General features: G+C 45.4%; 8 protein-coding genes and 1 rRNA gene. 8 read left to right on the forward strand and 1 reads right to left on the reverse strand.

Annotated features, from left to right (window positions below; genetic code table 11):
• Positions 1-156: 156 nt before the first annotated feature.
• Positions 157-291, reverse strand: coding sequence for a 50S ribosomal protein L34 (gene rpmH, locus QY97_RS19860; protein WP_082090176.1), 135 nt, complete (start codon positions 289-291; stop codon positions 157-159).
• Between the two features lie 548 nt (positions 292-839).
• Here rpmH and dnaA point away from each other — a divergent pair.
• The 8 genes from dnaA to QY97_RS06500 all read left to right on the forward strand — a co-directional run bounded on the left by dnaA (position 840) and on the right by QY97_RS06500 (position 11622).
• Positions 840-2183, forward strand: coding sequence for a chromosomal replication initiator protein DnaA (gene dnaA / locus QY97_RS06465; protein WP_039238666.1), 1344 nt, complete (start codon positions 840-842; stop codon positions 2181-2183).
• Between the two features lie 192 nt (positions 2184-2375).
• Positions 2376-3512: a DNA polymerase III subunit beta gene (gene dnaN / locus QY97_RS06470; RefSeq protein WP_039238668.1), complete on the forward strand. Its 1137-nt coding sequence runs from the start codon at positions 2376-2378 to the stop codon at positions 3510-3512.
• Between the two features lie 145 nt (positions 3513-3657).
• A complete protein-coding gene (gene yaaA, locus QY97_RS06475; protein WP_039238669.1) occupies positions 3658-3876 on the forward strand; it encodes a S4 domain-containing protein YaaA in 219 nt (72 codons plus the stop codon).
• An 18-nt stretch (positions 3877-3894) separates the two neighbouring features.
• Complete coding sequence (recF, locus tag QY97_RS06480) at positions 3895-5013, forward strand: DNA replication/repair protein RecF (RefSeq protein WP_039238670.1); 1119 nt, start codon at positions 3895-3897, stop codon at positions 5011-5013.
• A gap of 10 nt (positions 5014-5023) precedes the next feature.
• Positions 5024-5260 (forward strand): extracellular matrix regulator RemB, encoded by a 237-nt coding sequence (gene remB, locus QY97_RS06485; RefSeq protein ID WP_039238671.1) that lies wholly within the window; start codon positions 5024-5026, stop codon positions 5258-5260.
• Between the two features lie 62 nt (positions 5261-5322).
• The gene (gene gyrB / locus QY97_RS06490) at positions 5323-7248 is read left to right on the forward strand and encodes a DNA topoisomerase (ATP-hydrolyzing) subunit B (protein WP_039238673.1); all 1926 of its coding nucleotides are present in this window, start codon (positions 5323-5325) and stop codon (positions 7246-7248) included.
• 113 nt (positions 7249-7361) lie between these two features.
• A complete protein-coding gene (gyrA, locus tag QY97_RS06495) occupies positions 7362-9872 on the forward strand; it encodes a DNA gyrase subunit A (protein ID WP_039238675.1) in 2511 nt (836 codons plus the stop codon).
• A 197-nt stretch (positions 9873-10069) separates the two neighbouring features.
• A 16S ribosomal RNA gene (locus QY97_RS06500) occupies positions 10070-11622 on the forward strand.
• Positions 11623-11648: the final 26 nt, after the last annotated feature.

The raw sequence follows: 11648 nt of genomic DNA on the forward strand, positions 1-11648 counted from the left end.
TATTATTGTTGAGAAACGCCAGGTTCACTCCCGTTCAGCTAGAGCTGTACGGAACATGGCACTGGCGCTTTAAACAAGGCAAGAGAACCATTGTTTAAACAACAATAACGATTTAACAGAGCTTCTAAAAAAAAGGCCACTGATCTGTTCAGTGGCTTATGCAGATAATACTTTTCTTCCTTTAGCACGACGGCGCGCAAGAATACGACGACCGTTTTTAGAGCTCATGCGTTGACGGAAACCATGAACTTTGCTTCTTTTACGTTTATTTGGTTGGTAAGTTCTTTTCATTTATAAAACACCTCCCTGAGGAATGAATAACGTCAAAGACAGTCTTTTTGATTATAAAGAGGATAGGACTATCTGTCAACTCTTCTTCTTCAAAAAGAAAAACTCCTCTTCGCATTATTTTTTCGCTTTCATCATTTGTGGATAATTTTCGACAGCTATTTTTTATTCACAGCCCTTACTGACAACTTTTTCACAAGCACGCAGCTTGTGGAAAACTGTTTCCTCACAGAAGAATAATGCTGTGGATAATTTTATCTTTCATTGCAACTAAGCGTTTTTTCTGCTATTATTATTTTGTTTTTACTCTGGATAAGTAATCCAAGCATTTTATTTATCCACAAATTGTGGATAAGCTGTTAATAATTTATTCACTTCATTGGAAAAAGGTTGTCCACACCTTGTGAGTTTTGTCGAAAAGTTAGTTTCTTCTTATATATATATTTAATCACAAAACATTCCAATGCATAAATATAAATTTCGCTTTTTTTTGAGCGAAAAACCTATTATATAACAGTTACTTTTAATTTTTTTTGAAGAGGAGGGGCCTCATGGAAAATATCGACGATCTTTGGAGTAAAGCGTTAGCAAATATAGAGAAGCGGATCAGCAAACCGAGCTTCGATACCTGGTTGAAATCAACGAAAGCTCATTCTTTGCAGGGTGATTCGATTACCATTACCGCTCCAAATGATTTCGCCAGAGACTGGCTTGAGGGTCATTATTCCCAATTGATTTCTGGAGTGCTCGCCGAAGTTACCGGTCAAGAGCTGGCTGTTAAATTTATTATTCCCGAAAATCAGCAATCTGATGAATATCAAATGCCGATGCCAAAGAAACCGCAAAAGAAAAGTGACTCCAATGAGGTTCCGCAAAGCATGCTTAATCCGAAATATACATTTGATACATTTGTCATCGGCTCTGGGAACCGCTTTGCACATGCAGCGTCGCTTGCTGTTGCGGAAGCACCGGCGAAAGCGTACAATCCTTTATTTATTTACGGAGGAGTTGGGCTTGGGAAAACCCATTTGATGCATGCAATCGGCCATTATGTTTTGGAGCACAATCCGAACGCGAAAGTTGTTTACTTATCTTCAGAGAAATTTACGAACGAATTCATTAACTCAATCAGGGACAATAAGGCAGTCGAATTCAGAAACCGTTATCGGAATGTAGATGTTCTGCTAATAGATGATATTCAGTTCTTAGCCGGTAAAGAATCGACCCAGGAAGAGTTTTTCCATACATTTAATACGCTTCACGAAGAGAGCAAGCAAATTGTCATTTCAAGTGACCGGCCTCCAAAAGAAATTCCGACACTTGAGGATCGTCTTCGCTCGCGTTTTGAATGGGGATTAATTACAGACATTACACCGCCCGACCTAGAGACAAGAATCGCTATCTTGCGGAAAAAGGCGAAAGCGGAAAACCTTGATATTCCTAATGAAGCGATGCTTTACATCGCCAACCAAATTGATACGAACATCCGGGAGCTCGAAGGAGCACTAATACGCGTTGTCGCTTTTTCTTCGCTGATTAATAAGGACATTAACGCAGATTTAGCGGCAGAAGCACTGAAGGATATTATTCCAAGCTCGAAGCCGAAGGTTGTTACGATTCAAGATATTCAGCGGGTTGTTGGTGAGGAATATAACGTGAAGCTTGAAGACTTTAAGGCTAAGAAGCGAACAAAGTCAATTGCTTTTCCCAGGCAAATTGCCATGTATTTGTCCCGCGAGCTGACAGACTTTTCACTTCCGAAAATTGGAGAAGAGTTCGGCGGCCGAGACCATACAACCGTTATCCATGCTCATGAAAAAATTTCAAAGCTGCTTCATACGGATAACCAGCTTCAGCAAAAAATCAAAGAAATTCAAAGTATGCTAAAATCTTAATAATGTGTATAACTTTTTAGGGTTTGTAAACAGTCTGTCCACATGTGGATAGGCTGTCTTTGCTTTCGTTTTTCTGGGTTATCCACATACTCACAGCGCCTAGTACTATTACTATTATTTTTTTAATATAAAATAATTAGTTTATGCAGCAAAGCAGAAAGATATGCGACTAACTTGCGGAAGGAGAAAAAAATGAAGTTTTCTATTCAAAAAGACCGTTTCGCTCAAAGCGTGCAAGATGTCTTAAAAGCCATTAGCTCTAGAACAACGATTCCAATTTTGACGGGAATTAAAATTGATGTAACAGAAGAGGGCGTTAAGCTTACAGGAAGTGACTCTGATATTTCCATTGAATCGTTTATTCCTCAAGAGGAAGAGGGAAAAATCCTGGCTGAAATTGAACAACCAGGCTCTATTGTGTTAAATGCCCGCTTCTTCAATGAAATCGTCAAGAAGCTGCCGCTTGATCGGATAGAAATTGAAGTGATGAATTCTTTTCAAACGGTTATTCGTTCGGGCCAGTCTGAATTTAACTTAAACGGCTTGGATCCAGAGGAGTACCCGCACCTGCCGCAGATCGAGGAAAGGGAAGTATTTAAAATGCCGACAGATCTGCTGAAGACCATTATTCGGCAGACGGTGTTTGCAGTGTCCGCCTCAGAAACACGCCCCATCTTGACAGGTGTAAACTGGCGGATGGAAGATGGCCGGTTAGTATGCATTGCAACGGACAGTCATAGGCTCGCTATGCGGAAAGCGGCAGTAGAAACCGACTCTGACGCCGAGTACAATGTCGTGATTCCAGGAAAGAGCTTAAATGAGCTGAGTAAAATTCTTGATGATACGAAAGAACCGGTGGAAATCGTGATCACTGACAGCCAGGTGCTTTTCCGGGCGAAGCATTTGCTTTTCTATTCCCGTCTGCTGGAAGGGAATTATCCGGACACGAGCCGCCTGATTCCGACGGAGAGTAAAACGAAGCTTGAATTAAACACGAAGGAATTCCTGCAGGCGATCGACCGGGCTTCTCTGCTTGCAAGAGAGGAACGTAATAATGTCGTAAAGCTTTCCGTTATTGATCAGGATACGATCGAAATTTCTTCAAATTCCCCGGAGATTGGAAAGGTAACGGAGCAAGTCAAGAGCCGGTCTGTGGAAGGGGACGAGCTCAGGATCTCCTTTAGCGCTAAATACATGATGGATGCTCTGAAGGCACTGGATGGAACGGAAATTAACGTACAGTTTACGGGGGCTATGAAGCCGTTTATTATCCGTCCGGAACAGGACGACTCCACGCTTCAATTAATTTTGCCAGTAAGAACATACTAGAGTGAAAAACTGTTTGCCATAGAGAGAAGGGGCTGTTGCCAAAAGAGGTAGACAGCCTTTTCTCTTATGCTCTTCTTCTTTGTGTTTAAGTGAAAAGTTTAGTAAAATAAAGTATTAGAGAATTTAGTGGAAAGCAGGAAAATAAATGGAGCAGAAAATAACGATCCAAACAGACTACATTCCTTTAGGTCAATTTTTGAAGCTTGCCGATCTGATTCAAACCGGCGGCATGGCCAAGTGGTTTTTAAGCGAGCATGAAGTATATATCAATGGCGAGCTGGACCAGCGCAGGGGAAGAAAGCTTCGGGCGGGAGACCGGATTGATATTCCGGGAGCCGGCAGCTTCATCATTGTGGGTTCATAAACAAAGGATGTTATAAGCATGCATATAACTGAATTGTCCTTAGAGAACTATAGAAACTACCTCTCTCTAGACATTGAATTTGACAATAAAGTAAATGTCTTTCTTGGCGAAAACGCTCAAGGCAAGACGAATATTATGGAGTCTATCTTTGTGCTCGCTATGGCGAGATCTTACCGTACGTCTAACGATAAAGAATTAATTAGCTGGGAAGCAGATTATGCTAAAATAAGAGGGAGAGTGCAAAAAAGTCAAAGCTCTGTTCCTCTTGAGCTGATCATTTCTAAAAAAGGGAAAAAAGCAAAGTGCAACCACATTGAGCAGCAGCGTCTCAGTCAATATGTCGGAAATATGAACGTAGTCATGTTTGCTCCTGAAGATCTTAACCTTGTAAAGGGCAGTCCTCAGGTTAGAAGACGGTTCATTGATATGGAAATTGGTCAGGTGTCCCCCGTCTACCTTCATGACATCAGCCAATACCACAAAGTGCTCCAGCAAAGAAATCGTTATTTAAAACAGCTGCAATTGAAAGAAACAAAAGACATGACCATGCTGGATGTATTGACGGACCAGTTGATTCAACTGGCTGTAAAGGTGGTTAAGAAGCGGTTTGCCTTTATTCACCTTTTGCAGGAGTGGGCCCAGTCGATCCATTCAGGCATCTCCCGCGGACTGGAACACTTGGATATCGTCTATGAACCGTCTATAGACGTATCAGAAGACGATGTTTCGTCCAAAATGATAAGTATATTCGAAGAAACGTATCACTCTCAGCGGAAAAGGGAGTTGGAGAGAGGCGTTACACTGAGCGGCCCTCATCGTGATGACCTTGTTTTCCTTGTGAATGGGAAGGATGTGCAGACATTTGGTTCTCAGGGACAGCAGCGGACAACGGCCTTATCCGTGAAACTGGCGGAAATTGAACTGATTCACTCTGAGATTCAGGAATACCCGATCCTTTTACTAGACGACGTGCTTTCCGAGCTTGATGACTATCGGCAGTCCCACTTGCTAAATACGATTCAGGGGAAAGTGCAGACCTTTGTGACAACGACGAGCATTGAAGGAATTCATCATCAAACGTTGCAAGAGGCTTCGACCTTTTCAGTCAAGCAAGGAACGATTTCGCAAATAAAGTGAGGAAGCGTGTATGTATGTTCAAATCAGCGAATCAGATATTTTGCGTACAAGCGACATTGTAGCCATTATCGACCAGCATAGTCTGGAGCTATCAAAGGAATCAGCTGTCGGGTACTTGTCAGAGGAAGATGTTTCTCTGTTGACAGCTGGCCATTATAAATCAGTCATTATCACTACGAACAGCCATTACCTTTCTCCTTTTTCATCACATACATTGAAAAAACGAGTATATGAAAATCATCCATAACAGCCCGAAAAAGCCCCATAGGAGCGGGTTGAAAAAGAAAGAGCAGGTGAACGGATTTGACTATGGAACAACCAAACGCAGGGAATCAGCCTTCTTACGATGAGAATCAAATACAGGTCTTAGAAGGGCTTGAAGCCGTTCGTAAGCGGCCAGGTATGTACATTGGTTCAACAAGTGCGAGAGGTCTTCACCACCTTGTGTGGGAGATTGTCGATAACAGTATTGATGAAGCGCTCGCAGGCTACTGTGATAAAATCCGAGTCATTATCGAGGAAGACAACAGTATTACCGTAAAGGACAATGGACGAGGAATTCCGGTCGGTACTCATGAGAAAATGGGTCGCCCAGCCGTTGAAGTTATTTTGACTGTTCTGCATGCCGGGGGAAAATTCGGCGGAGGCGGATACAAGGTATCAGGGGGACTTCACGGTGTAGGAGCTTCAGTTGTAAATGCCCTTTCTTCTGAACTGGAAGTGTTCGTTCATCGTGACGGCCATGTTTACTACCAGTGCTACAAAAGAGGCGTGCCCCAAGAGGATTTGAAGATTATTGACGAAACCGATTATACAGGAACGACGATTCACTTTACTCCAGACAAAGAAATTTTTACTGAAACGATAGAGTACGATTATGATACGCTTGCCAATCGTATACGGGAGTTAGCCTTCTTGAACCGCGGAATCAACATCGCCATCGAAGACCGCCGGGGAGAAGGAAGAATAAATGAGTACCATTACGAAGGCGGAATTAAATCTTATGTGGAGCATTTAAACCGTCAAAGAGAAGTGCTTCACAGTGAGCCGATTTACATGGAAGGGGTAAAGGATGGCGTCTCTGTAGAAATCGCCCTCCAGTACAATGACAGCTTTGCCAGCAACTTGTACTCCTTTGCTAACAATATTCACACCTATGAAGGTGGTACGCACGAATCAGGGTTTAAATCCGCCTTAACGCGGGTGATCAATGACTATGCACGCAAGAGCGGTTTGATTAAAGAAACAGACACCAACTTATCCGGTGAAGATGTTAGAGAAGGCTTAACGGCTATCGTATCAATTAAGCATCCGGACCCGCAGTTTGAAGGACAGACAAAGACGAAGCTCGGGAACTCCGAAGTCCGGGCGGTCACTGATTCGGTCTTCTCCGAACGCTTTGAGGCTTTCCTGCTGGAAAATCCAAATGTAGCGAGAAAAATCGTCGACAAAGGACTCATGGCTACCCGAGCTCGGCTCGCTGCCAAAAAGGCAAGAGAGCTTACCCGACGAAAGGGTGCGCTGGAAATATCCAATCTGCCTGGAAAGCTAGCAGACTGTTCGTCACGCGATCCGGAAATCAGCGAACTGTACGTGGTTGAGGGGGACTCAGCCGGAGGTTCGGCCAAGCAAGGACGCGACCGCCATTTCCAAGCGATCCTGCCGCTGCGCGGAAAGATCCTTAACGTTGAAAAAGCAAGATTGGACAGGATCCTATCAAATAATGAAATTCGCACAATTATTACAGCACTCGGTACAGGAATCGGAGAAGATTTTGATATTTCTAAAGCAAGGTACCATAAGCTGATTATCATGACAGATGCAGATGTGGACGGCGCACACATTCGTACCCTGCTGCTTACATTCTTATTCCGGTATATGCGTCAGCTGATTGAAGCGGGCTATATTTATATCGCTCAGCCGCCGCTATATAAAATAACTCGCGGAAAGCAAATTGACTACGCATACAATGACCGTCAGCTCGATGAGATTATGAGAGGGCTGCCCGAGAATACGAAAGTAGATCTACAGCGCTATAAGGGTCTTGGAGAGATGAACCCTGAACAGCTCTGGGAAACAACAATGAATCCGGAATCGAGAACATTGCTTCAAGTAAGCCTTGAGGATGCAATCGATGCGGACGAAACGTTCGAAATCCTGATGGGTGACCGGGTAGAACCGCGCCGGCAGTTCATCGAAGAAAATGCATTATATGTAAAAAACTTAGATATTTAACACAGCGTTTAGCTTGTGGCATACAAAGCAGGATAGATGTGCATCTATCCTGTGTGTCTTTTTATTTCAGGACAGTAGGTTTTTAAACTGTTCGTTGAAGGAGGTCTTTGAACATGGCTGAAACGCCTCAATCCAATGTTACAGAGATTAATATTAGCCAGGAAATGCGATCATCGTTTCTAGACTATGCAATGAGTGTTATCGTCTCCCGGGCGCTCCCTGATGTGAGAGACGGCTTAAAGCCGGTACATCGACGGATTCTCTACTCGATGAATGACTTAGGGATTACGGCAGACAAAGCGTATAAGAAGTCAGCTCGTATTGTCGGGGATGTCATTGGTAAATATCATCCGCACGGGGACTCGGCTGTTTATGAAACAATGGTAAGAATGGCGCAAGATTTTAACTACCGCTATATGCTTGTGGACGGCCACGGAAACTTTGGTTCAGTGGACGGCGACTCGGCGGCAGCTATGCGTTATACAGAAGCGCGCATGTCGAAAATATCGATGGAACTGCTGCGCGACATTAACAAAGATACAATCGATTATAAGGATAACTACGATGGTTCGGAAAGAGAACCTGCTGTGCTTCCGGCAAGATTTCCTAATCTGCTCGTCAATGGAGCTTCTGGTATTGCAGTCGGTATGGCGACAAACGTGCCTCCTCATCATCTCGGGGAAGTGATTGATGGAATTATTGCATATAGTGAAAATGGAGACTTGTCTATCCTGGATCTCATGCAGTATATTCCAGGGCCAGATTTTCCTACGGGCGGCATAATCATGGGACGAAGCGGCATCCGCCAGGCCTATGAAACAGGAAAAGGTTCACTCACCATTCGGGCCAAAGTAGAGATTGAGCAGAAGGCTAACGGCAAAGAAACCATTATCGTTACAGAGATTCCTTATCAGGTCAATAAAGCCCGGCTGATCGAAAAGATTGCTGAGCTTGTACGTGATAAACGAGTTGATGGAATCACAGACCTGCGTGATGAGTCTGACCGCAATGGCATGAGGATTGTCATTGAAGTTCGCCGGGATGCCAATGCCAATGTCATTCTTAACAATTTGTACAAGCATACAGCCATGCAGACAAGCTTTGGAATCAATTTACTGGCGCTTGTAGATGGCCAGCCTCGTGTATTAAACCTTAAAGAGTGCCTTCACTATTACTTAGAGCATCAGAAGGTAGTAGTCCGCCGCCGGACAGAATTTGAACTGAGGAAAGCGGAAGCAAGAGCTCACATTTTGGAAGGCTTGCGCATAGCGCTTGATCATATCGATGCTATTATTGCCCTAATCCGCGGCTCTGAAACAACGGCAATTGCGAAAGAGGGGTTAATGGAGCAGTTCTCCTTGTCTGAGAAGCAGGCTCAAGCCATTCTTGATATGCGCCTTCAGCGTCTGACAGGATTGGAAAGGGAGAAAATTGAAGAAGAATACCAGCAGCTGAGAACGTTAATTGCTGAGCTGAAAGCCATCTTGGCAGATGATGAGAAAGTGGTAGAGATCATTCGGGAAGAGCTGCTTGAGATTAAAGAGCGGTTCGGCGATGAGCGCCGCACGGAAATAGCAGATGCAGGTTATGAAGATATTATGGACGAAGATCTCATTCCTCGTGAGCAAGTGATATTAACTCTGACTCATAATGGTTATGTGAAACGGATTCCAGCTTCCACTTACCGAAGCCAAAAACGTGGCGGACGCGGCATCCAGGGAATGGGTACAAATGAAGACGATGTGGTCGAGCAGCTAATGACAACGTCCACACATGACACCATCCTCTTCTTTACAAATAAAGGGAAAGTGTATCGTCTAAAAGGCTATCAGATTCCAGAATTCAGCCGGACAGCCAAAGGGATTCCGATTGTTAACTTGCTGGATGTTGAAAAGGATGAGTGGGTCAATACCATGATTCGAATTGATCCTGATCCGGACGTTCAGGCGAATTACTTATTCTTTGCTACAAAATCAGGTATCGTAAAGCGGACCTCTTTAAAAGAATTTACACATATCCGCACAAACGGAATACGAGCGCTCACTCTTCGTGAAGAGGATGAACTAATTTCTGTACGTTTAACAGACGGCAAGAAGCATATCATTGTGGGCACAAAGCAAGGGATGCTTATCCGTTTTGAAGAGGAAGATGTCCGTCAGATGGGCCGGGCGTCTATGGGTGTGAAAGGAATAAGGCTGGATACCGGTGACGAAGTCGTAGGTATGGAACTGCTCGCTGAAAACGACTATGTGCTGGTTGTGACAGAAAACGGCTACGGAAAACGAACACCGGAGGAAGAATACCGCATCCAATCAAGAGGCGGAAAAGGCTTAAAGACTTGCAACATTACAAGCAAGAACGGGCCTCTCGTGGCAGTGAAGACCGTCACAGGAGAAGAAGATCTTATGCTGATCACCGTTGGCGGTGTATTAATCCGAATGGATGTAAATGATATTTCCATTACAGGAAGAAACACGCAAGGCGTAAAGCTCATTCGACTAGGTGATGAGGAGACAGTAGCTACGGTGACGAAGATAGAGAAGGAAGAACAGGAGCTTGAAGAAATTCTTCCTGAAAAATCAGAGGCAGTGGAAAAAGTGTCTCCGGAAGAAGAAGCAGAATAAGCTAGCGGAAAAAGAGGCCGGATTCTCCGGTTTCTTTTTCTTTTGTTAAAAAGTAAAAAAGCTGTTGACGAAGAGAATAATGGATGATATATTAATAAAGGTCGCTTGAACGCGACACTGAAATTGATCTTTGAAAACTGAACAAAATACATGCCAGTTAATTCTTGATTTAATTATTTTATGAGCAATCAAACATCTTTTTGGAGAGTTTGATCCTGGCTCAGGACGAACGCTGGCGGCGTGCCTAATACATGCAAGTCGAGCGGACGGAAGGGAGCTTGCTCCCGGAAGTCAGCGGCGGACGGGTGAGTAACACGTGGGTAACCTGCCTGTAAGACTGGGATAACTCCGGGAAACCGGGGCTAATACCGGATAGCTTCTTCCTCCGCATGGAGGAAGAATGAAAGGCGGCCTTTGGCTGTCACTTACAGATGGACCCGCGGCGCATTAGCTAGTTGGTGGGGTAACGGCTCACCAAGGCGACGATGCGTAGCCGACCTGAGAGGGTGATCGGCCACACTGGGACTGAGACACGGCCCAGACTCCTACGGGAGGCAGCAGTAGGGAATCTTCCGCAATGGACGAAAGTCTGACGGAGCAACGCCGCGTGAGTGAAGAAGGTTTTCGGATCGTAAAGCTCTGTTGTCAGGGAAGAACAAGTACCGGAGTCACTGCCGGTACCTTGACGGTACCTGACCAGAAAGCCACGGCTAACTACGTGCCAGCAGCCGCGGTAATACGTAGGTGGCAAGCGTTGTCCGGAATTATTGGGCGTAAAGCGCGCGCAGGCGGCCTTTTAAGTCTGATGTGAAAGCCCACGGCTCAACCGTGGAGGGTCATTGGAAACTGGAAGGCTTGAGTGCAGAAGAGGAGAGCGGAATTCCACGTGTAGCGGTGAAATGCGTAGAGATGTGGAGGAACACCAGTGGCGAAGGCGGCTCTCTGGTCTGTAACTGACGCTGAGGCGCGAAAGCGTGGGGAGCGAACAGGATTAGATACCCTGGTAGTCCACGCCGTAAACGATGAGTGCTAAGTGTTGGAGGGTTTCCGCCCTTCAGTGCTGCAGCTAACGCATTAAGCACTCCGCCTGGGGAGTACGGCCGCAAGGCTGAAACTCAAAGGAATTGACGGGGGCCCGCACAAGCGGTGGAGCATGTGGTTTAATTCGAAGCAACGCGAAGAACCTTACCAGGTCTTGACATCCTCTGACACCTCTGGAGACAGAGCGTTCCCCTTCGGGGGACAGAGTGACAGGTGGTGCATGGTTGTCGTCAGCTCGTGTCGTGAGATGTTGGGTTAAGTCCCGCAACGAGCGCAACCCTTGACCTTAGTTGCCAGCATTCAGTTGGGCACTCTAAGGTGACTGCCGGTGACAAACCGGAGGAAGGTGGGGATGACGTCAAATCATCATGCCCCTTATGACCTGGGCTACACACGTGCTACAATGGATGGTACAAAGGGCAGCGAAGCCGCGAGGTGAAGCCAATCCCATAAAACCATTCTCAGTTCGGATTGCAGGCTGCAACTCGCCTGCATGAAGCCGGAATCGCTAGTAATCGCGGATCAGCATGCCGCGGTGAATACGTTCCCGGGCCTTGTACACACCGCCCGTCACACCACGAGAGTTTGCAACACCCGAAGTCGGTGGGGTAACCCTTACGGGAGCCAGCCGCCTAAGGTGGGGCAGATGATTGGGGTGAAGTCGTAACAAGGTAGCCGTATCGGAAGGTGCGGCTGGATCACCTCCTTTCTAAGGAAAATCGAAAAGCGTAAGCT

The organism is Bacillus thermotolerans (assembly GCF_000812025.2).
GTDB classification, from domain to species: domain Bacteria; phylum Bacillota; class Bacilli; order Bacillales; family Domibacillaceae; genus Quasibacillus; species Quasibacillus thermotolerans.